Genomic DNA, 23,343 nt, shown 5'->3' on the forward strand with positions numbered 1-23,343 from the left:
GCTTCATTCCACCCATTCAAGGAGCTCGACCATGCTGCAACTGCGACCCTTCGAAGGCCTTGGCCACGCCAACCACGGCTGGCTCGACGCCCATCATCATTTCTCGTTCGCCGAATACTACGACCCGGCACGCATGCACTGGGGCAACCTGCGCGTGTGGAATGACGACCTGATCGCTGCCGGCAGTGGCTTCCCGCCCCACCCGCACCGCGACATGGAAATCATCACCTATGTGCGTGAAGGTGCCATTACCCACCAGGACAGCCTGGGCAACAAGGGGCGCACCGAAGCCGGTGACGTTCAGGTGATGAGTGCTGGTAGCGGCATTGTGCACAGCGAATACAACCTGGAGGCCATCGACACGCGCATCTTCCAGATCTGGATCGTGCCAGAAAAAGTAGGTGATGCGCCGTCCTGGGGCACCCGCCCGTTCCCCAAAGGCGAACGTGGGGAAGGCTTCGTGACGCTGGCCAGTGGCCGTGCCGGTGATGAGGACAGCTTGCAGATCCGCACGGATGCACGGCTGGTGGCCGCCACTTTGCAGGCAGGGGAAACCGCCGAGTACCGCTTCGATGCAGGGCGCCGGGGTTACCTGGTGCCGGCCAAGGGGCTGGTCGATGTCAATGGGCTGCGGGCCAAGGGCCGCGACGGCGTGGCAGTTGAAAATGAGGATGTGCTGCGCGTGACGGCCATCGAAGACAGCGAAATCGTCCTGGTCGATGTTGCCTGAGGGATAGGGGCCGCCCTGCGGCCCCGTTTCGCTCAATCAGGCGATGGCCGCGTCCACCAGCACCTGCGCTTCTTGCACCAGGCGCTTGAGGTGGGCCTCGTCGATGAAGCTTTCGGCGTAGATCTTGTAGATTTCTTCCGTACCAGACGGCCGCGCGGCAAACCAGCCATTGGCAGTCATCACCTTCAAGCCACCGATGGCTTGGCCATTGCCTGGCGCGTGGCTGAGGATCTGCACGATAGGTTCACCCGCCAGCTCAGTCGATTTCACCTGCTCTGGTGCCAACTTGCTCAAGGCAGCCTTTTGCCGTGCATCGGCCTTGGCTTCTACGCGGGTAGCGAACGGCTTACCCAGTGTAGCGGTCAGGTCATCGTAGGCCTGGCTTGGGGTGCGCCCTGTGCGGGCAGTCATCTCGGCCGCCAGCAATGCGGGAATCAGGCCATCCTTGTCAGTGGCCCAGACGGTGCCGTCCTTGCGCAGGAACGATGCGCCTGCGCTCTCCTCACCGCCGAAGCCCAACGTGCCCTCGAACAAGCCTTGGGCAAAGAACTTGAAGCCAACCGGTACTTCGTAGAGCTCACGGCCCAAACGTTCAGCAACGCGGTCGATCATGCCGCTGGAAACCACGGTTTTACCCACCCCAGCATCACTGCGCCACTGGGGACGGTGGCGGTACAGGTAATCGATGGCCACCGCCAGATAGTTATTCGGCTGCAGCAGCCCATCAGCCGTGACGATACCGTGACGATCGTGGTCCGGGTCGCAGGCGAAGGCTACGTCGAAACGCTCGCGCAGGCCGATCAGGCCCTGCATGGCGTACGGGGAAGATGGGTCCATGCGGATCTGGCCGTCCCAGTCCACACACATGAAGCGGAAAGTCGGGTCGACCTCGGTGTTTACCACCTCAAGGTTCAACTGATAGCGCTCGGCGATCGCCGACCAGTAGCGCACCCCTGCCCCGCCCAGCGGATCAACGCCCAGGCGCAGGTTGGCGCCACGAATCACGTCGAAATCGATGACATTTTCCAGATCAGCCACATAATTGGCCACGTAGTCATGGCGCTGAGTGGTAGCGGCTTGCAGCGCCTGGGCATGGGCCATGCGCTTGACCCCAACCAGCCCTGCGGCCAGCAGTTCGTTGGCCTTGGCCTCGATCCACTTGGTGACATCGCTGTCGGCCGGGCCACCATTGGGCGGGTTGTATTTAAAGCCGCCGCTTTGCGGTGGATTATGCGACGGGGTAATGACGATACCGTCGGCCAGGCCTTGGCTGCGGCCACGGTTGTAGCACAGGATGGCGTGAGACACCGCAGGCGTCGGGGTGTATTCGTCATCCTTGGACAACATTACTTGCACGCCATTGGCCGCCAGCACTTCCAGCGCGCTGGCAGCGGCAGGGGCCGACAGCGCATGGGTGTCGGCACCGATGAACAGCGGCCCGTCGATGGATTTTTCCTGGCGATACAGGCAAATGGCCTGGGTGATGGCCAGCACATGGTGCTCGTTGAAACTCAGGTCGAACGAGCTACCCCGGTGCCCCGAGGTGCCGAAGGCCACGCGCTGGGCCGCCACGCCGGCGTCCGGGCGCCCGGTGTAGTAAGCGGTGAGCAGGCGGGGGATATCGACCAGCACGCTGGCCGGAGCCGGCTTGCCTGCCAAAGGACTGAGCGTCATGCAAAAACCTCGAGATCAACGAATGTTGGTGTTGGAACACGCAGTGTACTGGGAGTTGCAATGCCATGCGACGGTGCGCTGAGCATTAGTTACCGGCCACTTGCCACCAGCCAGGGAACATCTGTTGTACCAAAGGCTCGGCAAAGCGCTGGTCGATCAACACCAGCACGCCACGGTCGTCATCCCCGCGAATGACCCGCCCGGCGGCCTGGATCACCTTGCGCACTCCGGGATACAAATAGGCGTAGTCGAAACCAGCACCGAACTGCCGGCCCAGACGCTGCTTGAACTGCTCATTGATCGGGTTCACCTGGGGCAGGCCTAGGGTCGCGACGAATGCCCCAATCAGTCGCGTACCGGGCAAGTCGATGCCCTCGCCGAATGCCCCACCCAGCACCGCAAAGCCAACCCCCTGCCCGTCTGCCACGAAGCGATCGAGGAACGCCTGGCGCGCAGCTTCGTCCATGCCGGGGGCCTGGGCCCAGGAAGGGATGCCGGGGTGTTGCTGGGCAAGTAGGCTAGCCACCTGCTGCAGGTACTCGAAACTGCTGAAGAACGCCAGGTAATTGCCTGGCTGACGTTGATACTGCTCGGCAATCAGTTGAGTGATTGGCGCCAGTGAGGCTTTGCGCTCGCGGTACCGGGTCGACACGTGGCTGGCAATGTGCACTTGAAGTTGTTCGGCGCGAAACGGTGCCGCAACCTCTAGCCAGGCGGTATCCACCGGCATGCCGAGCAAGTCGGTGTAGAAACGCCGCGGGCTCAAAGTCGCCGAAAACAGCGTGACACTGCGCGCTGCTTGCATGCGCGGGGCAAGCAGCCGCGCTGGCGTTACATTGCGCAAGCACACGCTGGCCAAGCGACGTCTGCGTGGGCCTTCACGCAGGCTGACGTCGAACAGGAAATGTTCATCGAATAACTCGGCCACCCGGCTGAACTGCAGCGCCTGGTAAAAGAACTGCAACACCTGCACATCCACTTCGGCGGGCTTTTCGTTGAGGCGCTCCTGAATCAGCCCGATGCATTGCTGCAGTGCACGCAGAAACTGCTCGGGCAACTGCTCACTGGCCTGATAGGGGGCCTGCTGGGTTTTGAACAGCGCGTTCCACTGACGGTTCAGCCGGTCCAGGGCGCTCCCCAGGCCGGCAGGTTTGGCTTGGCGCAACGCAAGCAACTGGCCTTGATCAAGGGTGGCGCTGTACATGCCGCGCCCGCGCTCGACTAGGTTGTGCGCTTCGTCTACCAACACGGCCACACGCCACTGGTTGAGCTGAGTCAGGCCGAACAACAAGGCATGGGCATCGAAGTAATAGTTGTAGTCGGCGACCACCACGTCCACCCAGCGGGCCATTTCCTGGCCCAGGTAATATGGACAAACCTGATGCGCCAATGCCACGTCGCGCAGCCCGGCACGGTCAAGCATGGGCCGCGATGCCGCCGCCTGGCGCGCAGCGGGCAAACGATCATAAAAGCCTTGTGCCAGCGGACAGGAGTCGCCATGACAGGCCTTGTCCGGGTGTTCGCAGGCTTTGTCGCGTGCTACCAGCTCCAGGGTACGCAAAGCAGGTTGCGGCGTAGCCGCACTGATCTGGCCCAAAGCATCAAGCGCCAGCGCCCGGCCTGGGGTCTTGGCGGTGAGAAAAAACACTTTGTCCAATTGCTGGGGAACCACGGCCTTGAGCAGTGGAAACAAGGTGCCCAGTGTCTTGCCGATGCCGGTACTGGCCTGGGCCATCAGGCAACGCCCGGTGCTGACTGCTTTGTATAACGTTTCAGCCAGTTGACGCTGCCCTTGCCGAAACTGCGGGTAAGGAAAGCTCAAAGCCTGTAAGCCCAGGTTGCGCTGGGCCAGGCGTTGCTGCTGGGCCTGCGCCCATGCCAGAAAGCGTTGGCACTGGGTTTCGAAGAAGCGCTGCAATGCATCTGCAGGGTAGTGCTCGCTGATCAACGTCTGGCTGGCGTTGTCGACATCCAGGTACACCAACGCCACCTCGACGCTTGCCAATTGTCGCGCCTGACACAGCAGCCAGGCATAGACCTTGGCCTGGGCCCAATGCAGTTGGCGGTGGTTGGCCGGCTGGCGTGCCAGATCACCGCGGTAGGTCTTGATTTCCTCAAGGCGATTGGCGGCAGGGTCGTACCCATCGGCACGCCCGCGAACCTGCAACCCCCGATACTCACCCGCCAATGTGATCTCAGACTCATACCCCGCCGTTCGCGTGGCCACTACCCGGCGATGCCCTTCCATACCTTCTTGAGCCGTGGGTGACGGGGTGAAGCGCAGGTCAAGATCGCCCACCTTGGCGCTGAACTCACATAACGCCCGCACCGCCACGCGATAACTCACGCGGACTCGCTCCAGCGCACATGGCAGACCGCTACCGGCAGAGCATGTTCAGCGCAAAACTCCAGCCAGCGCAGTTGGTTGTCCTGCAGGCGGTCACCGGGGCCTTTGACCTCCACCATCAGGTAGCGCTGCTGCTCAGGCCAGAACTGAATCAGGTCCGGCATACCGGTGCGATTGTTACGAATATCCTGCAGCAGGCGCAGGAAACAGTGTTTCAAGTGCGAGGGCGGCACACAGGCCAAAGCCTGATCGAGCAACTGGCTGCTGAGCATGGACCAGAATACGAACGGTGACTGCAGGCCGTGCTTGGACGCAAAGCAATCGAGGATGGCCAGCCGGTGGGATTTATCGTCCAGGCGCCCCAGACAGGCTGCCAATTGTGCTGCGCGCCGCTGCTGGAAATCACTGTCATGTAGATCCTGCGGGGCCGCCTGAAACGGATTGAAGAAGGCCCCAGGCACTGGGGCGAATATGGCCTCCCAGCACAACAGCCCGAATAAGCTATTGAAAAGGGTGTTTTCAACATAGTGCACGTGCCCCCCGGCTTGTTCCAGGTGCTGACGCACGGCCTCCTCAACCCCGAGCGCTGCCTGCTCGCGAGGCAGTTCAAGCTCGATCAGCTCGAGCCGGCGCCGCTGGCGGCGTGGCTGCGGCGGGCCGCCAAGTTTGCGAGCCAGCCGCGGCAGCATGCGCTGCAGTGCCTGCACCTCCAGTGGGTTGGCCGGCGCGGCGGCCATTTGCTGAGCCAGGCTGTAAGCCTGCTCCCAGCGTTCGCTGCGCTCGCATACACGAACCTGGCGGATTCGCGCTTGCGTATGGCTGCTGCGGGCATACACCGCCAATGCCTGATCCCAGTCACCCAGGCGCTCGCACTGCTGGCCAACGGCGTACAGCAGCCGGCTGTAGCGCCGCGCCAGCCACGGGTTGTCAAAGGCCTGATCAGCCAGGGCCGCCAGCACCGATGCGGGCGCCTCACCCAGTTCCAGGCGCTCGCCACACTGATGCAACACCATGGCCTGGTCAACTTCACTGCGCCGATGCAAAGCCCGGGAATCGGGAGTGAAAGCCACTTGCTCGAAACGCACAAGCCCAAGATCGGCCAGCACGAATTCCGACCAGTCTTGATAGAGATTGCCGAAAAACAACAAGCGTATTCGGTCGCACAGTGGCTGCAGGCACCATTGCACGATTCCAACCGGCGCCTGGCTGAACCACTCCTGCAACGGTCGCGGTGTCAGCCCCATGGGCAGCAACTGTGCGAACAGGTCGTTTTTGGCTGCCCGCGGCCGAGCTAGCAGACCGGCGAAACCAACGGCCAGCTCGTCCTTGCGCAGCAACGCGAACAACTGCTCGAGGCTCAAGGCTTCTGGTTCACGCACCCAGCCCAGCGCCAAAAGCGGCTGCAAGGCGCAGGCGGTGTCACCGATTTCGGCATAGTCCAACCGGTCGCAGCGAAACAGCTCGCCCTTGCGCATGACCATGCGCACCATTAGGGCCTGGGCTGGCTGCGCCAACCTGGCAAAGGACTGGATGAACGCGAGCTCCTGCTCATCCAGCAGGTCGGCATAACGTGACTCGACCCACAGCAACACCTGGCGAAAGTTATGCAGGTAATAAAGCGGGTCATCTACAGAATGGGCAATCACAAGACGGGGGTCGGGCAGCTAGAGTGAGCACTGTTTATACATACAGATCACTGCGCTAAGCAAGCACCCGGGGGCTTTGTGCCGGCCTACCGACGAACGGTGTCGTCTGTCGTGGCGCGGATCAGGCTCTGCAAGGCCGCCACCAGCCTATCAGGTTGCCCGCCCAGCCACCTGAGCATTCGAAACTGCCGATAGCCACCCCGCAGGCTGAATTGCTCACCAGCCACCACCTGCAGGGCCGAGTCAGCGCTCGCCGCCGCGCTGGATGGGCACATCTTGGCCGATGGGATACGTACCCAGAGGGCGTATCCGCCCTGGGGCATGTCGAAATCCACCGAGGTGCCCATCACTACCCGAAGGTGCTGGCACAGTTGCTCCATCTGCCCTTGCAGCGCTACCCGCGTTCTGGCCAGATGTTCGTCGATTTCGCCGGAGTAAATCATCTGCGCCACCGCTTGCTGGCGCATCGGGGCCAACTGGAACGCTCGCTGGCTGAATGCCTCTGCCACAGCGTCGTGGCGCCCAAGCAGGTAGGCGTAAGGTGCTTCAGCGCCAACGGCGGCCTCAAGCGATCCCAGCACCAACAGCCACTGCGGGTCCACCAAGTCTCGTAACCGTGAGCACGGTGGCTGGCTGAAGCACAGCTCGCTGTCCACATCGTTCTCCAACAACCAGACGGGGTAAGCTGCCAGCAGATCTGCGATCTGCTGCTGAGCGTGCAGGGGCATCAAGCGCCCCGTCGGCAAACTCAGGCACGAAGGCATGAGCACCATGCGCACCGGTTCGCATCGGAGCAGCCTGGCCAGGCTTTGGAGATCGATACTGCCACTCCGGTCCAGGGGTACCTCGAGCACCCGCACCTGGCAGTTGTGTAACGCGCGCAGGATGCGCCAGCAGCACGGTGAGGCCACCACTACGGTGCTGCCACGCAAGGCCAAGGCCTGAAGAAGAATTTCGATGACACCTTGTACATCCGGGCCCAAGTGCACATCTTCGCCACGCCAGTACTGAAGAGAGGACTGGGTGTAACGCTGGGCCAGAGCCTCACGCAAGCGTGGAGCGCCCAGTAAGCGCACCGGCCGCCCCCGCTGGCGCCCCAGACGCCGCTCATGGGCGAACAGCGCACGCTCCAGCAAAGGTTGCGCAGGCAGCGCTTGGCTTACATCGGCTCGGCCGTTCAGCCAACCCACTTGGGCGAAGTAGCCGGACCTGGCCCTCGATTGCACACGCCCTTCATGCTCGAGCAGGCTATAGGCCGCCTGCACTGTGGCCAACGACACCCGCATGCGCTGGGACAACGCCCTGAGCGAGGGCAAGCGTTGTTGCCCGCCGCGCTCGGCCTCTTCGATCAAACCGACCAGGTAGCGATACACTGCCTGATAGGCGAACTCACGCTCCATCTGGCTGCGCCTTGCGCTGAGCGGTGCCGACAAAGCGTAGTTGCACATCACGGCGGGCGAGGTTGGTCAGCAACTGGCGGAACCCCTGCCCCAGCCTGCCTTTGTAGACCATGCGCAACTTCGCCAAGGGTAGGCCGCTGGTATTGACGATCCAGTCTTTCACGGCATCAGGGCAAGGTTTACCTTGCAAGGCTCGGTGCAGGTAGGGCAAGGCCACCAGCATGTCGGCATGGCAACATTGCAGAAACCGCTCCAGCCCCAAGCCTTGGTTGGTAAACGGCCGGTACAACATGCAGGCGAGCTGGGTCTGTTCAAGCCCATAGGCGCTGGCCAAGCGCGCCGGCTGGGACACCTGAGGCTCGCTGGTCGTATCTGCCTCGACCAGGCGCACGTGGTGCCCAGTTGCGCCAGGCGCGTTGCAGCGCCCCTGCATCTCCAAAAGCTGCGCCATTGCCAATGGGTCGACATAGGCCGCCAGCGGCTGGCCTTCGCGTTCTGCCTGGAAATGCCAGCCCAGCACTCGGTCGAGGTCGCCGTCACCGAGCAACTGCGCCAGCAGATCGTCAATCATGAGCACATGCAGCGGCAGGCTTCGATCAGGGGGACTGGCCGGGGGGTCAATTACCCCGCCCGGTGTTCCAGCCACTGCATGCAGCTGACCCAACCACCTGGCCAGGCTGTCCAGGCACTGGTGCAGTGAACTGGGGCTGTCCAGCCCTGCCCGGCGCAGGCTGCGCCGAGCCCAGGCGGCAAACCGTCGGCGCTGGCTGGCGGGCATGGCCGTCACCAGCGCATCGGCGCCCGGATATGCAGTCAGTGCCAAGCGCACTGCGTCGGCCAACTCCAGATGCGTGCGGCTGCCCAGCAGTGCTTCGGGCCGAGCATCGACGAGGTGGCCGAACAGCAACAAGGCTTCACGGGACAAGGGCAAATACCGCGCCGTGAGCTCAGTTTGGCAACAAAATGGCCCTACAGTCGCACCCTCGACCATCTGCAATTGCACCCGCGGGTCATCATGCATGAACAACGCGTTGAAGGTCCGCTCATGCTGCTGCAACAGCGCGCTGCTGTTCTGAGGCAAACAGGTGACCAGTACGCGTAACTTGAAGGTCACCGGTGCGCGCAGGGCGATGCTCAACTGCGCGGCGCGCAGTACCGCCAACAACCTTGCGCTCTGGCGGTCTGCCCCATGCACCACCAATAGCCGGAACGTACCGATGTACTCAGGGCCGCCAGCAATGACCAGCAAGCGCTGGATCAACAACTGCAGCGATGCTCGCTGCCCCTGGGACATATGAGCCAACAAGCGCTCAAGCACTTGTTGGTAGATGTAATGCATAGCTTGGTCGTGAACGATGCTCACAGCGTTACCCCACAACTTCGATCAACGATACAACGCACCTTCCGAGCAGCGGCGCGACGAACTAATCTGACGAAACTTCCTACAAATTAATAAGAAACTTGGAAGTTGCAATTCGCTGTCGCCACACCATCGAAAAAAACGAGTCCACCCTGAGGCTGATCATCGCTTCGAACCGCGCATTTCGGCGCCTGCCCTTGATCACAACACGCTCCTTGCGCCAACTATCAATACGCCATTATCGAACGTTGCTTAAGGATTAAAAGATACAGATCTTAGTGAAAAAACCATTCAGAAATCCGTTAACCCTTATTAAGCACAATAGGCCAGTGCTGCACAGCTAAACTAAAATGTGCGGCAACATTGCCTTACAAATATAAGACTGACGCGCAGCTAGTTTTAACTAGGCCAGATGCAAAAAAACCGGGCATTCACCCGGTTCGTATCAATAGCGAAAAGCCTTCAGTGAGGCGCTAAATCAAGCACCACTCTTCCGCCGCAAGGGCACTGGTCCATGTAGCGGTGAGCCTCCACCACCTCGGCAAAAGGATAGACCTTGATGATCTGCGGCGTCAGCAATTGGTCAGCGGTGAACTGGTTGATGTCGCGCAGCGCCCGTTGCAACGCCACTTGATCCTGGCTGATGCCCAACTCCGGCTTGCCGGTGAAGTTACCGATACAGTGCACATAGAACTGGATGTTTTTCTGGAAGGCTGCGCACGCCGGGAACGGCGTCTGGTTGCCGCCCTGCAGGCCGTAAAGTACCAGACTGCCACGCGGCGCCAACACATCACCGAGCAGCGACATCTGCGGCCCGCCCATACCATCGAGCACCATGTCCACGCCACGACCATCGGTATATTTGCCGATTTGCATCAACAAGTCCTGCTCTTCCGTGACGATCACCTTCTCAGCACCCAGACCCAGCAAGTACTCACGCTGCTCGGGGTCCTTGGTGGCGGCGAACACCTTCAGGCCCAGCGCCTTACCCAGTTGCACGAAAGCCGGCCCAGCACAGTGGCTGGCGTCAGTGACCAGGGCGGTTTGGCCCGCCTTGGCTCGGGCCAGGTCAACGTAGGCGAAATAAGCGATCAGCAGCGGCGTGTAATGCACGCTGGCCTCGATCGGCGTAAGGATATCCGGGTAGCGGGTGATGGCCGTACGGGGCAAAACGATAACGTCCCCATACACCGGGTGCTCGTTGGCGCTGGTCGCCGGGAAGCTGGCTACCCGGTCGCCCAAGGCGATATCGTCGACGCCCTCACCCACCGCTGTGACAACACCAGCCATCTCGTGGCCGATGCCAGCCGGCAGGCGCGCTTGGGATGGCGCCAGGTTCTGCCGCCAGAGCACGTCATACCAGCTTACCCCGATCGCCTCGACACGGATCTGCACCTCGCCAAAAGCAGGTGACGGTTCGGCCTGCTCTTCGCAGCGCAGCACATCGGCAGCGCCGAACTTGTGGAAACGGACCATGCGGGACATCGCATACCTCGCCTGTGTGAATCTCGTATTACCACGGACTTTATCCGGGCTTTTGCCGTTAGACCATCAGTGGCTATTAATAGTCGACATGCCTGTCATCGATTGGGCACCTGACTTTCCTACACATTGGCCCCCGGAAATCGGTGCAGGGTAACAGCCTTTGGCCTTAATATTCACCCCTGCCCCACTTCAAGCGAAGCGCACCGATGAATCGAAACGACCTGCGTCGCGTAGACCTCAACCTGCTGATCGTGTTCGAAACCCTGATGCACGAGCGTAGCGTGACCCGTGCCGCCGAAAAGTTGTTCCTCGGCCAACCGGCGATCAGCGCGGCCTTGTCGCGTCTGCGCAACCTGTTCGATGACCCGTTGTTCGTGCGTACCGGTCGCAGCATGGAACCGTCGGCACGGGCCAATGAAATATTCGCCCTGCTGTCACCAGCACTGGACTCGATCTCCACCGCCGTCAGCCGCGCCGCCGAGTTCGACCCGGCCACCAGCAACGCGGTGTTTCGCATCGGCCTATCGGACGACGCCGAGTTCGCATTGCTGCCCCAGTTACTAAAGCGCGTACGTGCCGAGGCCCCAGGTATCGTGCTGGTGGTGCGCCGGGTCAACTACCTGCTGATGCCGACCTTGCTGGCCTCGGGCGAAATCTCTGTGGGTGTGAGTTACACCAGTGAACTGCCCGCCAATGCCAAGCGCAAGGTCTTGCGCCGCAGCAAGCCCAAGCTGCTGCGTGCCGACAGCGTGCCTGGCAGCATTACGCTGGACGACTTCTGCGCCCGCCCCCACGCATTGGTGTCGTTTGCCGGTGACCTGTCAGGCTTCATTGACGAAGCATTGGATGAAATCGATCGCAAACGCCATGTGGTCCTGGCAGTGCCTCAGTTCAACGGCTTGGGCAGTTTGCTAGCAGGCACCGATATCCTTGCTACAGTGCCAGATTACACCGCCGATGCCCTGACCGCGGCAGGTGGGCTGCGCGCGGAGGATCTTCCGATCGACGTACGCTCGTTCGAGTTGCACATGGCCTGGCGAGGCGCGCAGGACAATGACCCGGCCGAGCGCTGGCTGCGCTCGCGGATACAGATGTTCTTTGGCGACCCTGACAGTCTTTAGGTTTCGTCGGCCAGGCTGTTTAGCCGATCATTTCTGCCTTTCCACAATCCATGTACCTCACTCACTTCCAGTGAATTGTTACATTGGGGGCACATCTGAGGGCATGATTTCGAAGGTTTGAATCGCCGCTCGTTCCTTACACCCCGCCCAGACGCCGCAAGGATACAGATTTGCCCTCACGGTCACCTCAGCGATATCAACTTTGGTCGCCTTGCACATCACTGGCCAAGGCAAAGGCCACTGCTGCCTGGGCATGCAATTGAGTGGTATCTAACAAGGGCAGTGCGCTGTGCTCAGATTTGATCAACAGCCCTATCTCGGTACATCCCAGAATGATGGCTTGCGCACCGCGGGCTGCCAGCGAATCGATGACCTGCTGATACAACAAACGCGACGTGTCGTTTATAACGCCAATGCACAATTCGTCGTAGATGATGCGGTGAACGACTGCGCGGGCGTCGGCATCTGGCACGATGACCTTCAAGCCCATCGCTTTCAATCGATCTTTGAGAAAGTCTTGTTCCATTGTGAACGACGTACCTAACAAACCTACCGTCGTCACGCCGGCCGCCAACGCAGCCTTCGCGGTGGGATCGGCGATGTGCAGAAATGGAATATTGATGGCTTGTTGAATCTGCTCGGCGACCTTGTGCATCGTGTTGGTACACAGAACCACGCAATCCGCGCCGCCAGATTCGAGCCTTCGCGCCGCATCCGCTAAAATCGCGCCGGCATCGGACCAACGCCCCAGATGCTGCGCTTGCTCAATGGGGCCGAAATCGACACTGTACATCAGCAATTGCGCGGAGCGCAGCGGGCCTAACTGGGTTCTGACTTGCTGGTTGATAAGCCGATAGTATTCGATACTGGATTCCCAGCTCATGCCACCGATAAGGCCAATAGTGCGCATGCGATGCTCCAAAAATGATGAATGAGTGGGAAAAAGCTTCCCATCGAACGAGCGACGTATCTATCAGGAAATTTCATATGCTGAGCCGGGACATATTAGGCGGTGCGGTCTGCGTCCAGCTCTTGCCACGTGCAGCTTACAGCGCCCATGACCCTGCACAGTGGCATACCTTGGGCGTCACGCTGGAGCGGCAGAAAGGCATACATGCCATCAATTCCGATCACCGGGTCGATTTCGACACCCTCCCCGGCGTGCTGGCGCAAACCCCCATCGGGGTCGACGTGTTTTCCGAGTCCATGGGCGGGGGCGAATACCTGGTCCTGCGCATGGACCGTTGCTTTGCCGATCAACACCTGCCGGCGCTGGACCAGCGCATTGAGTCGGCAGGCCATGCGGGGGCTCTTCGCGTAGCGCAACAGATACGTCGTGCGCTACTTGCCCCGCAGGTCGATCATCTGTCCCTGGAACAAACCGTGCTGTCTTTGGTAGAGCTGGCAAAGCCTGCTCAGGATCGTGCGCATCGCCTCAAATCCAATGCCCTCAAACCGGTGCTGGATCAAATTACCGAGCTATATCAGCAGCCTCTGACACTTGAGCAAATGGCCGGGACCTATGGCTGCAACGCGCTACGGTTGCTGCGTGATTTCACCCGCGCGGTGGGCACCACACCCCATGCCTACCTGGTCGAAATCAGGCTCCAGGCCGCCAGGCATTTGATTGAAACGACCGATCTTGCATTGGCGATCATTGCCCTGGAGGCCGGGTTCGCTCACCAATCCCACATGGGCAGCGCTTTCCGTCAGCATCTGGGTATCACGCCGAGCACCTATCGCCGTAGAACAGCTTCGTCGCGTAGATAAGCTGACTACAGGCCTCATCCAAACGACTCAGGGTGCGCGAAGCGCTCATTGCAGGCGACTGGCATCCAGTCTTTCGAAGATGTCAGATAATGGAGCTCGAAATACCTCGACACGTCGCTGGACAGCGACCCTGAGCCATGAACTGACGTTTCCGAGTACACCAATCAGTGCGTAATGGCCGCTGTCAGCGGCACTCAGGCAGCGTTGGACGCAACTGAGCGAGACGCTCAAGCAGGCGCTGTACGAAACCCTGGGCGATCATCGCCCCCCAGTGCCCATCACAAAATCGCTCGCCCCTCACGCAGTAGGTGATCAAGCTCTGCAACTGCTCAAGACTTGCCTGTTCGATGGCCTCAGGCTCCCTGACCAAGCAATCGGCGATAGGACGGTAGTCGAGCGCGACCCAGCATTCCTTGCTTGCCTCTTGGTAGAACTCGTCGACCACTCTGGCATATATCGGCCAAGGGTGTCCGTCGTTAAAGCTGTAGGCCTCTATGGCCGTCCCCCCAGGGTAGAGCAACGGCAGAAAGTGCAATAAGGCGTCGATATCGGCCTGGGTGGGAAGCATCACAACATCCTTTTCATCGGTCAGGGCCCCATCCTTGCACGATGAGCGTGGCTGATAACAGCTCGAAACTCGCCCGTGGCTGTGAACAGCTAGTTGAACGGAGTTATCAGCACATGCAACGCCCTTTGCTGACTCGAGTGAGCGCCAATCCTAGGGTAGTGACGCTTTTTCATGACGCATCCAGCACGTGGCTCATCGAGAATCGAATCGCTCAGCAGTTGACATTAGAGACGATCAGTCTAAATTAGACCGCATGACTACCTCCAAGCTAACCCCACGCCGAGGCCGCCCACCCAAAGTCGCACGGGAACATGGCGAAACCCTCGAGTTGCTGCTGCACTGCGGCATGGAAATCCTCACCGAACAAGGTTTCGCCGCCACTGGTATCGAGGCCGTACTCAAGCGCGTGCAGGTGCCCAAAGGCTCTTTCTACCACTACTTTGAAAGTAAAGAAGCCTTTGGCCAGGCGGTATTGCAGCGCTATGCCGAGTACTTCGCGCGAAAGCTCGAGCGCAACTTCGCTGATAAAAGCGCATCCCCTCTGCAACGGCTGGGCAACTTCGTTGAGGAGGCAAAAGCGGGGATGGCACGCTACCAGTTCCGAAGAGGCTGCCTGGTCGGCAACCTCGGCCAAGAGGTCCTGGTACTGCCGGACAGCTTCCGCGAACAGTTGGAGTTGACCCTGCAGGATTGGGAGCAGCGCCTGGCAACCTGCCTGGAGGAAGCGGTCGAGCTGGGAGAGGTAGCTGGCGGGCAAGACTGCAAGGCCCTCGCCGCCTATTTCTGGGTAGGTTGGGAGGGCGCAGTGCTGCGTGCACGGCTGACCCAGACTGTCCGCCCGCTGGACATTTTCTATCAAGGATTTCTGAACGGAATCACTCGCTGATTCCTTTCGCTCCATTTAAAGACAACCAGTCTAAATAAGGACGAATCATGTTCAACGCCATTTTGATCGAGAAGCAGGATGATCAGCACACTGCGCGAGTCTGCGAACTGCCAGAGGATCAACTGCCGACCGGTAATGTCACCGTCAAGGTTGCCTACAGCACCTTGAACTACAAAGACGCGCTCGCAATCACTGGCAAAGGCCCAGTCGTGCGTCAGTTTCCGATGGTGCCAGGCATCGATCTTGCCGGTACCGTCGAGGCCAGTGACGACCCTCGCTATCAGCCTGGCGATCGTGTGCTGCTCAATGGCTGGGGTGTTGGTGAGGGTCATTGGGGAGGGCTTGCTCAGAAGGCTCGGGTCAACGCCGACTGGCTCATTCCCCATCCCGAAGGGCTGAACGAGCGTCAATCGATGGCCATCGGCACAGCGGGGTACACCGCCATGCTCTGCCTGATGGCCTTGGAGCGCCATGGGCTCGAACCCAGTGCTGGGCCGGTGCTGGTCACCGGTGCCAGCGGCGGCGTGGGCAGTTTCGCCATCAGCCTTCTGGCACGTGCTGGCTATACCGTGACAGCCGCTACGGGCAAGGCCAGTGAGCACGAGTACCTGAAAAGCCTGGGTGCGACGACCATCATCGACCGCGCGGAACTGTCAGCGCCAGGGCGGCCGCTGGCAAAAGAAAAATGGGCAGCCGTCGTGGACTCGGTCGGCAGCCACACGCTGGTCAATGCCTGCGCAAGCACGATGTCCGAAGGCTTGGTAGCGGCTTGCGGCTTGGCTCAAGGTATGGACTTCCCGGCTACCGTCGCACCCTTCATCCTCAGAGGGGTGAGCCTGCTCGGCATCAACAGCGTAACGCAGCCTTATGAACGGCGTATCGAAGCCTGGCAGAGACTGTCTACCCAACTCAACCTGGACAATTTAGCCTTCATGACCAAAGAGATCACCTTGCAAGAGTCGCTGGCAGCTGCTTCGCAGCTCATGCAAGGGCAGATTCGTGGCCGGTTGATCGTTGATGTGAACAGCTAGGAATCGCCAGGGTCATCTGGTCGGCGGGCGCTAGAGCTTGGCGGGCGTTATGGGATCACCTGCGAGCTGCAACGGCCAATATCGCCTGCCCATGGTCGATTACCGGCACCGGCATATGTTCGCGTCGGCTGGTCAACCAGGCTCGCATGCGCTCGGTATCGAAAATCTGGCCTTCGTCCATCATCAACAGAATGAGGGCCTGGGAGACGCGGTAGCAGCCACACAACGAACAGCGCCGCTCCTCCCAACCGATGATGGATTCGATAGTCTCAGCTTGGCCCGCACAAATCAGGCAACTCATGGAAGCCCCCTTATTCTTGTCTCGTAGGCTGGGTGCGATGTTCGTCAGGATGCAATGTTCAGCTATGGCTATATGAACGTTGTGTGAAGCCGATAATTCCCTCACCAGTACAGCGATCGCGGGATGAGGCAAAGCTGCCTCGCCCCTTGCGATAACGGCCCCTGGGTCGAGGCGATGCTGGCGTTATGGAGAGATGGGGTCACTGGCCGGAAAGGTTTCATCCAAGGCACTGTCGACGGTATTTTCGTCGGGCTGAGTCAGCTCGCCACAGTTGCAGCCGGCCATGCGGCACGGTTCACCCTGATGGTGGCCGGTTGCGCAGGCCTCGCAGCAGTAGGCTTTATCACCCTGAACCATGGCATTGGCGTCCACAGTGCAAGAACAATGGTTGCACGAACAACGTTGCTCATTCATCACGGTCTTCTCCACAAGTTGTCGGCCTGAACTGCAGGCCACCTAGGCTTCGAGGGCAATCAGCAAAACGTTGCTTTATTTGATCGTCAAACTTACCGACAAATGGTGGCATTGGCTTGGCACCAAGCGCTCGGGACTACGATCAGTTCAGGCGAGTGACGGTCAGCGCTGTGACAGCGATGCGGTCCACGCGATCGTAGCCTGGTTCGAGCAACTGCTCGCCAAACACGTCGGGGTCCAGCTCTTGATAAGTCCAACCCAATTCAGGCCCAGCAAGAATGGAACGTATTGCTTCCTGGAACGCATCACGCCCATCAACGATAGCGACACCGGTATACAGCAACAACGTGCCACCTACTTTCAGACGCTCACAAGCCTGCTCGACAATTCGCAATGACAGCTCGGCGCCCAGCGCGGCGCCGCCATGGCGGTAAGCGCGGTGCTCGGCGTCAAGCATATAGGGTGGGTTAGCGACGATCAGGTCGAACAGCCCGGTCACTTCATCGAAAAGATCGCTGCGCGACACGGTGATGTTGCTTACCCCCGCCAGGGCCGCATTCACGGCCGTATAGCGCAACGCTTTGGGGTTGATATCAACCGCACTGACCTGCGCATGGGGTGCGGCGCGGGCGATCAGCAATGCCCCAACCCCGCTGCCGCAACCCATGTCCAGTGCATGCTGCACCGGCTCGGGCCGGCTGCGAAGATGATCTTGTATGCACTGGGCAAAGCGGTAGCTGTCTGGCCCAAAGAAAACCGCGTCGTGACTGTCGGTGGGCCAGGCTGAATGCACCAACAGCATTTCATCCAGGCTGGACCAACGTACCGTGCTGCGCCACAGGGCCCCCTGAGCGTCCAATACGCCTGCCACACGCAGTTGCTCCAGCTCGTCGGCGCTGATCAGCTGCGAGGCGAACGGACGGCTCCATCCGAATACATCACGCATTGTCTGAGCGCGTTGCGAACCTTCACGCGCATTGACCCTAGCCTGCGTAGCGGGCGTCACGCAGATGAATCGATAACCATCGGCCTTAAGCCGTTTTCCGAGCTGCAGCAACGCCTCGTCGGCATGGGCCTGAGTCGAATCGAGCATCACAGGAGCCCCCCGTGCATCAAGCCGGTTGCCTGAATGAACGCGCGCGTGGCATTGAGCCCTTGCTGGCTTGCGTGCCGGTTGCCGGCCATTGCCTGTATCAACGTATCCACATCCGTAGTGCGTGGAAAGATTGGCGGCTGGGTCTGCAACTGTAAAGCGCGCTCCCATTGCCCTGGCGGTACTCTGCGCACTGCCGGGCGCTGCCAGCTGCCGGCTATCCAGTCATACCACAGCTGTTTTTCGTAGGCGTCGAACACGCCGAACATGGGTGCTGTAGGCCCTTCGATGACAGACCAGAACCGGCTCTCTTTGGGATCGGCGTTGCGCTTGATCCAGCCCTGATCTTCAAGCGCCTGCACGAACGCAGGCATCGAGCCAGGCTCGGCAAGCCATTCATTAATCGTGCGCCCGCTCAGCCGGCAGCGATCCGAATGCATGCACTGCCCATAGAGCCCTTTGCGCTCCAGGGCTTCGAACAACTCGGTCTGCAAGTCGAAAGAGGCGACCATCGAGGGCGTATCGTCACCCAGGTCGTTCAGGCGATATCCGTGGCGCACACGCTCGTAGAACGCCGGCCCCTCATCCTGGGCCAGGTCGGCGAAGCTGGACAGGGCCAGATTCGCATGGCCACTGGCAGCGTTGTCGATGGTCACGTGTAGCTGGAAGTAGTGCGCATCGATGCCCAACTCGGCCAGCTCATGGGTGGTGATCAGCAAGTGCAACGGCGGTTGCTCATAGCCTAAGTTGTAGCCGATCACCTCTGGCAAGAACCGCTCACAGTGCTGCCCCAGTGCCAGTTGCAGGGCGCCCTGCAGGTAACGTGCAGGTTCGAGCGGCGGCGACTGACGGCAGCCAAGACGGCTCAGCAGACGCTGAAAGATCAACACGTGATTGCAATGCGGGTCGCCATCACCGAGTTCCTCGAGGAACGTGCGGATCAAGCCGTGAAAGCGCGGGTCTTGCCATTGCCACAACATGCCGTGCAGCCAGGCGCCGTCCACTGCCTTGGTCGGTGCGACCTGATGCAAAAACCAAAGCGCGTGGGCACGGTTGGTGAAGTAGCGCCGAGGCGCACCCTCGCGGCGCTGCTGAAGATACAAGGCATGTTCATTGGCAACGCGTCGAGTGTGCTCATCAGCCCACTGCGGCAATTTCCGAGGATCGTCTGGCAGGTCATCGGGCAATACGCGTGCATGGCGCAATTGCTCTTCCAGCCATGCCTCGGTGTTTGCTTGGGGGCCTTCGAGCAGGGCTCTGTAGCGGCTTTCCAGCCCCTCGCCGGCCTCGAATGTTCTGGGTGTGAAGTGAGCTTGTGTCGTGGCCACGTGCGTTCTCGTTTTTTTTGTAAGACATGAATAAACGAGTGGGCCACCCACCAGGAATTCGTTTCAATTTCAGGTTGACGGATGAATGGCAACTTGGCTGCAGCAGGTAGTGCGTAGAAGCCCCACTGTGTGAAAAAAACTAAACCTTCTAACGCGCAGAGGCTCAACCAATTGCGACATAGAGGTCGCCCCCATAAAACAAAGGAGTCAGAGATGAACAAGCCATTCTGGAAAATCGCCGGCGTCACCCTGCTGATGGGTCTCGCTTCACTTCAGGTCCAAGCGGCATCGTCCAATGACTTCGTCGACGCCGCGACCGAAGCGGGTATCGCAGAGGTGGTCACTGGCAAGCTGGCACTGGAAAAAAGCCAGAACGCAGACATCAAAAAGTTCGCACAGCAAATGGTCACCGACCATACCAAGGCCAATCAGCAGCTGGGCGAAATTGCGCGCAAGCTCGACATTAGCGTCCCCGACGAGGCGGCACTGACCGACAAGGTCAAGAAAATGATCCTGGAATGGCGCGAGGAGTCCTTCGACCGCTCGTACGTCAACAACCAGGTCGACGCACACGAGAAGGCCGTGGAGCTGTTCAAGAAAGAGGCGTCGTCCTCCGACAAACCAGAGCTCAAGGCATTTGCCAGCGAAACGCTGCCAACTCTTGAGCATCACTTGGAGCAGGCCAAAGCGCTGCAGGCTACTCACGCCAAGTAACCCGCAAGCCTCGAGCCCTGGGAGGCGAAATACCCCTCAGGGCTTTCGGGTCTGCTCTTCTTCGCGCTTGTCTTCAGCCTGCCCCTGGGCCTTGTCTACCAGCAACGGCATAGTCCCAAGCACCAATAAGGCCAGCACCGTACTGACCAGCGCCGTGGCCTCGCGCCCCATACCGGCTGCGGTGCCGATCGCCGCCGTCATCCATAACCCGGCGGCTGTGGTCAGCCCCTTGACATGGCTGGTGTCCTGACCATTTCCTTTGAGAATGGTACCCGCCCCCAGAAACCCGATACCGGCCACGATACCTTGGATCACGCGGCTCAATGCCTGCTCATCGGCTCCAGCCATGCTCGGCGCCAGCACGAAAAGCGCCGCCCCCAGGCTCACCAGCATATGTGTCCTTACCCCTGCGGATTTACCCTTGTGCTCCCGCTCAAAACCCAACACAGCGCCCAATACGGCAGCCATCAGCAGACGTACCACTATCCGCAAGATCTCGCGCCCATCACCAATATCGGCGAACTCGGCCAGAATCGTTTCCCAAATCATATCCATTGCCAGCATCCAGCTTGATCGAGCGCTGAACCTCGCGGGGCTGCAGGCAGGCTCGAGACTTATAGGAGTGAAGAGCGGTCTATCAGAACTGTTTCTGCTGTTATGACGATTCAAAACTGCCAGGGGTGCAACATTACTGCACCAAGGCTCCCATCAAATGTCCAGTGCACCTGCGATAAGGGCGCTGAGCTTATCTGCGACATCGCCACTGGCCGCGTCCAGCAGGCATAACGGTACGCCTTCCAAAGCCGATTGTGTGCCTGACGCCCCCTCGGTAAGCAGCGCCAGCGGGCAGTCCACCTCCATCTGCACGCAACGCAGCGCTTTGGCCAAGGCCGTGTTGATCGGCCCCTGCAGCGCGATCACAAGAGCCGCGGGCTGCATGGCAGCACAGACCAATGGCAGCTCCTCCAGTGGCTGCCCGCAACCAAGCACTTCAATGCGTTGACGCTCGCCACTGAGCAGCAGGCCGTGACACAAGAGCTGTAATTCGGCTTGCCCTGCCGTACCTGCCAGCAGCACGCGCGGAGCCTGGGCCTGGTTCATCTGCAAACGCATCAGCAAGCGAGCACGCAAGAACGAATCGAGAAACAGCCATTGGCTACGCTGCCCTGACGCAGCACCCGACGCCAGTTCGTACCAGACCGGCATCAGTACCTCGCGCAGCACGCAGGCCTTGGGTAACAACGTAAACAGTTGCCCATGGATCGCTTCGAGCGCTTGCCCATCGAAGGCCGCACAGGCCCGCAGCACGGCGCAACGCCATTGGTCGAACGGCGAGTGCTGCTGAAAGTGGACTTCGGGTTGGTTCGCGAGCCTGTCACCGACCTTGCTGATCGGCAAGCCGTTGGCTGTCCAGCGCAGGATGTCGCGGATACGCTGCACATCGCCTGGCGTGTACAAACGATGGCCGCCTTCTGTGCGTTGCGGGCTTATCAACCCGTGGCGGCGCTCCCAGGCGCGCAAGGTAACCGGGTTGATGCCGGTCAGGCTGACCACATCGCGCATGGGAAGCAAATCGGGTTGAGGGGAGTCAGTCATAACGAAAAGTTGTCCGAGTAATGGCGCATTCTAAACTGATATGCACCTTCTGCGGCGAGCCCGCTTGCTTCATCATGCACTCAACAGCGCCAAAGCTTGCTGCACTCCAGCCTGAGCGCACCGAACACATACGAATTGCCTGTAGGTGGGCCTAATGATCAACGCAAAACTCCTGCAACTGATGGTCGAACACTCCAACGACGGCATCGTCGTCGCCGAGCAGGAAGGCAACGACAGCATACTCATTTACGTGAACCCTGCGTTCGAGCGACTGACCGGCTACAGCTCGGAAGATATTCTTTACCAGGACTGTCGCTTTTTGCAGGGTGAGTATCACGCCCAGGCGGGTGTTGGGATAATCCGCGACGCGATTCGCGAAGGCCGCCCTAGCCGCCAGGTCCTGCGCAACTACCGTAAAGACGGCAGCCTGTTCTGGAACGAACTTTCCGTGACACCCGTGCGCAATGAAGCGGACCAGCTAACCTACTACATCGGCATCCAACGCGATGTCACCGCACAGGTTTGCGCCGAAGAGAAGGTGCGCGAACTAGAAGCTGAAGTGGCCCAGCTGCGTGAGCAATTGGCTTTGACACAGCGGTGAAGTAAATCTGTACAAGGTGGCGCTTATGTATAGATTATTCCCCCGGCTTCGGCTATACCTGTACAACAAATCCTTTTTGTACAGGATTGCCAGGAGCCAAGCATGTCAGTGTATCTACAGGACTTTGCCAAGCGTTTCGCCCGCCTTCAGGGCGACAACCTCGATGCGCTGAACGAGCTGTATAGCGAGGACATCACCTTTCGCGACCCGCTGCACCACATAGAAGGGCTCCCTGCCCTACGCGCCTACTTTCAGCAGCTGTACGCCAATGCCAGCGATATTGGCTATGAATTCACCGGCGCCGATGAAGTCGGCCCGGGTCAAGGCTATCTGCGCTGGACCCTGCATTTTCGTCATCCGCGCCTGGCGCATGGCCGGCCGATCACCCTGCAGGGCTGCAGCTTCTTGCAGTGGCGCGACCGTGTGCATGCCCATCAGGACTATTTCGACGCCGGCGCCCTGCTATACGAACATATTCCGCTCATGGGCAGCGCCATCCGCTGGCTCAAAGGCAGGTTGGCATGAGCCGCTGCTGGTTGACCGGTGCGAGCAGCGGTATAGGCGCCGAACTGGCACGCATTCTTCTTGAACAAGGCCATCAGGTTGCATTGGGCGGGCGCCATGCACAACGCCTCGCGCCGCTGGCTGAGCGCTTCCCAGGGCAAGTTCTGCTAGCCATCGGCGAAGTGGACGATCCCCAACATGCTCCCGAGGCCGCAGCGCTGATCGAGCGCAGCTGGGGCGGGCTGGACTGCGTCATTCTTAACGCCGGCACGTGCGAATACCTTGAGCCTGGCCATTTCGATCCAGCGTTGGTCGAACGCGTCATGCGCACCAATTTGATGGGCGTCAGCTATTGCCTGGCAGCAGCCCTGCCCTTGCTTCGTGCCGGCAAGCGGCCCCATTTAGTCGTGATGGGCAGCTCTGTGACCTGGTTGGCCCTGCCCCGCGCAGGCGCGTACGGTGCATCCAAGGCTGCTGTGCGCTACCTGGTGGAGTCGCAGCGGATCGACCTGGCGCGTGAGGGCATCGCGGTCACCTTGGTCAGCCCAGGCTTCGTCGACACCCCCCTGACCCGCCGCAACGATTTCCCCATGCCGCAACTGTGGACGGCCCAGCGCGCCGCGCAATATATCGCCAAGCGCATGCCCGGCCAGCCGCTGGAAATCAACTTCCCAGTAGTTTTCACCTGGGTATTGCGCCTACTTGGAGCGTTACCCGTACGTCTGCGTCTGGCACTGGGCCAACGTCTGGCCCGTCATGAACAGGAATGATGAT

The 23,343-nt window shown here is 60.2% G+C and carries 23 protein-coding genes; 9 read left to right on the forward strand and 14 right to left on the reverse strand.

Annotated elements, in window-relative coordinates; all coding sequences use genetic code 11:
- Window positions 1-31 precede the first annotated feature (31 nt).
- On the forward strand, window positions 32-730 hold the full coding sequence (locus tag ACK59H_RS05840; protein WP_060477101.1) for a pirin family protein: 699 nt from the start codon (window positions 32-34) through the stop codon (window positions 728-730).
- A 36-nt stretch (window positions 731-766) separates the two neighbouring features.
- Here ACK59H_RS05840 and pgm read toward each other — a convergent pair whose 3' ends face one another.
- The 6 genes from pgm to ACK59H_RS05870 form a co-directional block, all read right to left on the reverse strand.
- Complete coding sequence (pgm, locus tag ACK59H_RS05845; protein ID WP_060477100.1) at window positions 767-2,404, reverse strand: phosphoglucomutase (alpha-D-glucose-1,6-bisphosphate-dependent); 1,638 nt, start codon at window positions 2,402-2,404, stop codon at window positions 767-769.
- 85 nt (window positions 2,405-2,489) lie between these two features.
- On the reverse strand, window positions 2,490-4,751 hold the full coding sequence (locus ACK59H_RS05850; RefSeq protein WP_060477099.1) for an ATP-dependent DNA helicase: 2,262 nt from the start codon (window positions 4,749-4,751) through the stop codon (window positions 2,490-2,492).
- Window positions 4,748-6,397, reverse strand: coding sequence for a VRR-NUC domain-containing protein (locus tag ACK59H_RS05855; protein ID WP_060477098.1), 1,650 nt, complete (start codon window positions 6,395-6,397; stop codon window positions 4,748-4,750). Before ACK59H_RS05855 ends, ACK59H_RS05850 begins: the two co-directional genes overlap by 4 nt.
- Window positions 6,398-6,483: 86 nt before the next feature.
- Complete coding sequence (locus ACK59H_RS05860) at window positions 6,484-7,797, reverse strand: PLP-dependent aminotransferase family protein (RefSeq protein WP_060477097.1); 1,314 nt, start codon at window positions 7,795-7,797, stop codon at window positions 6,484-6,486.
- A complete protein-coding gene (locus tag ACK59H_RS05865) occupies window positions 7,787-9,160 on the reverse strand; it encodes a hypothetical protein (RefSeq protein WP_060477096.1) in 1,374 nt (457 codons plus the stop codon). The genes ACK59H_RS05860 and ACK59H_RS05865 overlap by 11 nt, the downstream gene beginning before the upstream one ends.
- Window positions 9,161-9,619: 459 nt before the next feature.
- Window positions 9,620-10,642, reverse strand: a complete 1,023-nt coding sequence (locus ACK59H_RS05870) for a zinc-dependent alcohol dehydrogenase family protein (protein ID WP_060477095.1) — start codon at window positions 10,640-10,642, stop codon at window positions 9,620-9,622.
- A 206-nt stretch (window positions 10,643-10,848) separates the two neighbouring features.
- Here ACK59H_RS05870 and ACK59H_RS05875 point away from each other — a divergent pair, with 206 nt between their 5' ends.
- A complete protein-coding gene (locus ACK59H_RS05875) occupies window positions 10,849-11,763 on the forward strand; it encodes a LysR family transcriptional regulator (RefSeq protein ID WP_060477094.1) in 915 nt (304 codons plus the stop codon).
- Window positions 11,764-11,959: 196 nt separating this feature from the next.
- On the opposite strand, the gene ACK59H_RS05880 is transcribed toward ACK59H_RS05875, so the two are convergent.
- Entirely contained in the window at window positions 11,960-12,673 is a 714-nt protein-coding gene (locus ACK59H_RS05880) for an aspartate/glutamate racemase family protein (RefSeq protein ID WP_060477093.1), read from the reverse strand.
- A 77-nt stretch (window positions 12,674-12,750) separates the two neighbouring features.
- Between ACK59H_RS05880 and ACK59H_RS05885 the strand changes: the two genes are divergently transcribed.
- On the forward strand, window positions 12,751-13,533 hold the full coding sequence (locus ACK59H_RS05885) for an AraC family transcriptional regulator (protein WP_060477092.1): 783 nt from the start codon (window positions 12,751-12,753) through the stop codon (window positions 13,531-13,533).
- A 184-nt stretch (window positions 13,534-13,717) separates the two neighbouring features.
- Here ACK59H_RS05885 and ACK59H_RS05890 read toward each other — a convergent pair whose 3' ends face one another.
- Entirely contained in the window at window positions 13,718-14,101 is a 384-nt protein-coding gene (locus ACK59H_RS05890; RefSeq protein WP_060477091.1) for a DUF6508 domain-containing protein, read from the reverse strand.
- Window positions 14,102-14,354: 253 nt separating this feature from the next.
- Between ACK59H_RS05890 and ACK59H_RS05895 the strand changes: the two genes are divergently transcribed.
- The gene (locus tag ACK59H_RS05895) at window positions 14,355-14,987 is read left to right on the forward strand and encodes a TetR/AcrR family transcriptional regulator (protein ID WP_196375121.1); all 633 of its coding nucleotides are present in this window, start codon (window positions 14,355-14,357) and stop codon (window positions 14,985-14,987) included.
- Window positions 14,988-15,034: 47 nt separating this feature from the next.
- Window positions 15,035-16,018, forward strand: coding sequence for an MDR family oxidoreductase (locus tag ACK59H_RS05900; protein WP_060477090.1), 984 nt, complete (start codon window positions 15,035-15,037; stop codon window positions 16,016-16,018).
- 55 nt (window positions 16,019-16,073) lie between these two features.
- Here ACK59H_RS05900 and ACK59H_RS05905 read toward each other — a convergent pair whose 3' ends face one another.
- From ACK59H_RS05905 to ACK59H_RS05920, 4 genes are all read right to left on the reverse strand, one after another.
- Window positions 16,074-16,319 carry a hypothetical protein gene (locus ACK59H_RS05905; RefSeq protein ID WP_060477089.1) on the reverse strand — a complete coding sequence of 82 codons (246 nt, stop codon included), beginning with the start codon at window positions 16,317-16,319 and terminating at the stop codon, window positions 16,074-16,076.
- A 183-nt stretch (window positions 16,320-16,502) separates the two neighbouring features.
- Window positions 16,503-16,733, reverse strand: a complete 231-nt coding sequence (locus ACK59H_RS05910) for a metallothionein (protein ID WP_060477088.1) — start codon at window positions 16,731-16,733, stop codon at window positions 16,503-16,505.
- 142 nt (window positions 16,734-16,875) lie between these two features.
- Window positions 16,876-17,829: a class I SAM-dependent methyltransferase gene (locus ACK59H_RS05915; RefSeq protein WP_060477087.1), complete on the reverse strand. Its 954-nt coding sequence runs from the start codon at window positions 17,827-17,829 to the stop codon at window positions 16,876-16,878.
- Entirely contained in the window at window positions 17,826-19,154 is a 1,329-nt protein-coding gene (locus ACK59H_RS05920; RefSeq protein WP_060477086.1) for an iron-containing redox enzyme family protein, read from the reverse strand. The genes ACK59H_RS05915 and ACK59H_RS05920 overlap by 4 nt, the downstream gene beginning before the upstream one ends.
- A 213-nt stretch (window positions 19,155-19,367) precedes the next feature.
- Here ACK59H_RS05920 and ACK59H_RS05925 point away from each other — a divergent pair, with 213 nt between their 5' ends.
- Window positions 19,368-19,868 (forward strand): DUF4142 domain-containing protein, encoded by a 501-nt coding sequence (locus tag ACK59H_RS05925; RefSeq protein WP_060477085.1) that lies wholly within the window; start codon window positions 19,368-19,370, stop codon window positions 19,866-19,868.
- Window positions 19,869-19,904: 36 nt separating this feature from the next.
- Here ACK59H_RS05925 and ACK59H_RS05930 read toward each other — a convergent pair whose 3' ends face one another.
- Entirely contained in the window at window positions 19,905-20,423 is a 519-nt protein-coding gene (locus ACK59H_RS05930; RefSeq protein ID WP_060477084.1) for an MgtC/SapB family protein, read from the reverse strand.
- 153 nt (window positions 20,424-20,576) lie between these two features.
- Window positions 20,577-21,464 (reverse strand): MerR family transcriptional regulator, encoded by an 888-nt coding sequence (locus ACK59H_RS05935; RefSeq protein WP_060477083.1) that lies wholly within the window; start codon window positions 21,462-21,464, stop codon window positions 20,577-20,579.
- Window positions 21,465-21,618: 154 nt separating this feature from the next.
- Here ACK59H_RS05935 and ACK59H_RS05940 point away from each other — a divergent pair, with 154 nt between their 5' ends.
- The 3 genes from ACK59H_RS05940 (at window position 21,619) to ACK59H_RS05950 (ending at window position 23,339) form a co-directional block, all read left to right on the forward strand.
- Window positions 21,619-22,065, forward strand: a complete 447-nt coding sequence (locus tag ACK59H_RS05940; RefSeq protein ID WP_060477082.1) for a PAS domain S-box protein — start codon at window positions 21,619-21,621, stop codon at window positions 22,063-22,065.
- Between the two features lie 102 nt (window positions 22,066-22,167).
- Window positions 22,168-22,590 (forward strand): nuclear transport factor 2 family protein, encoded by a 423-nt coding sequence (locus ACK59H_RS05945; RefSeq protein WP_060477081.1) that lies wholly within the window; start codon window positions 22,168-22,170, stop codon window positions 22,588-22,590.
- Window positions 22,587-23,339: an SDR family NAD(P)-dependent oxidoreductase gene (locus tag ACK59H_RS05950; protein WP_060477080.1), complete on the forward strand. Its 753-nt coding sequence runs from the start codon at window positions 22,587-22,589 to the stop codon at window positions 23,337-23,339. The genes ACK59H_RS05945 and ACK59H_RS05950 overlap by 4 nt, the downstream gene beginning before the upstream one ends.
- Window positions 23,340-23,343: the final 4 nt, after the last annotated feature.

Origin of the sequence: Pseudomonas sp. KCJK9000, assembly GCF_046230725.1 — a bacterium.
Taxonomy (GTDB): domain Bacteria; phylum Pseudomonadota; class Gammaproteobacteria; order Pseudomonadales; family Pseudomonadaceae; genus Aquipseudomonas; species Aquipseudomonas promysalinigenes.

What these genes read in the sequence shown, in the direction of transcription:
- ACK59H_RS05900 (WP_060477090.1), top strand. Translation starts at nt 15,035, where the DNA reads ATGTTCAACGCCATTTTGATCGAGAAGCAGGATGATCAGCACACTGCG.
- ACK59H_RS05930 (WP_060477084.1), bottom strand. Translation starts at nt 20,423, where the DNA reads ATGGATATGATTTGGGAAACGATTCTGGCCGAGTTCGCCGATATTGGT.
- ACK59H_RS05940 (WP_060477082.1), top strand. Translation starts at nt 21,619, where the DNA reads ATGATCAACGCAAAACTCCTGCAACTGATGGTCGAACACTCCAACGAC.
- ACK59H_RS05840 (WP_060477101.1), top strand. Translation starts at nt 32, where the DNA reads ATGCTGCAACTGCGACCCTTCGAAGGCCTTGGCCACGCCAACCACGGC.
- ACK59H_RS05950 (WP_060477080.1), top strand. Translation starts at nt 22,587, where the DNA reads ATGAGCCGCTGCTGGTTGACCGGTGCGAGCAGCGGTATAGGCGCCGAA.
- ACK59H_RS05895 (WP_196375121.1), top strand. Translation starts at nt 14,355, where the DNA reads ATGACTACCTCCAAGCTAACCCCACGCCGAGGCCGCCCACCCAAAGTC.
- ACK59H_RS05905 (WP_060477089.1), bottom strand. Translation starts at nt 16,319, where the DNA reads ATGAGTTGCCTGATTTGTGCGGGCCAAGCTGAGACTATCGAATCCATC.
- ACK59H_RS05945 (WP_060477081.1), top strand. Translation starts at nt 22,168, where the DNA reads ATGTCAGTGTATCTACAGGACTTTGCCAAGCGTTTCGCCCGCCTTCAG.
- pgm (WP_060477100.1), bottom strand. Translation starts at nt 2,404, where the DNA reads ATGACGCTCAGTCCTTTGGCAGGCAAGCCGGCTCCGGCCAGCGTGCTG.
- ACK59H_RS05910 (WP_060477088.1), bottom strand. Translation starts at nt 16,733, where the DNA reads ATGAATGAGCAACGTTGTTCGTGCAACCATTGTTCTTGCACTGTGGAC.
- ACK59H_RS05885 (WP_060477092.1), top strand. Translation starts at nt 12,751, where the DNA reads ATGCTGAGCCGGGACATATTAGGCGGTGCGGTCTGCGTCCAGCTCTTG.
- ACK59H_RS05935 (WP_060477083.1), bottom strand. Translation starts at nt 21,464, where the DNA reads ATGACTGACTCCCCTCAACCCGATTTGCTTCCCATGCGCGATGTGGTC.
- ACK59H_RS05925 (WP_060477085.1), top strand. Translation starts at nt 19,368, where the DNA reads ATGAACAAGCCATTCTGGAAAATCGCCGGCGTCACCCTGCTGATGGGT.
- ACK59H_RS05875 (WP_060477094.1), top strand. Translation starts at nt 10,849, where the DNA reads ATGAATCGAAACGACCTGCGTCGCGTAGACCTCAACCTGCTGATCGTG.
- ACK59H_RS05890 (WP_060477091.1), bottom strand. Translation starts at nt 14,101, where the DNA reads ATGCTTCCCACCCAGGCCGATATCGACGCCTTATTGCACTTTCTGCCG.
- ACK59H_RS05860 (WP_060477097.1), bottom strand. Translation starts at nt 7,797, where the DNA reads ATGGAGCGTGAGTTCGCCTATCAGGCAGTGTATCGCTACCTGGTCGGT.
- ACK59H_RS05870 (WP_060477095.1), bottom strand. Translation starts at nt 10,642, where the DNA reads ATGTCCCGCATGGTCCGTTTCCACAAGTTCGGCGCTGCCGATGTGCTG.
- ACK59H_RS05880 (WP_060477093.1), bottom strand. Translation starts at nt 12,673, where the DNA reads ATGCGCACTATTGGCCTTATCGGTGGCATGAGCTGGGAATCCAGTATC.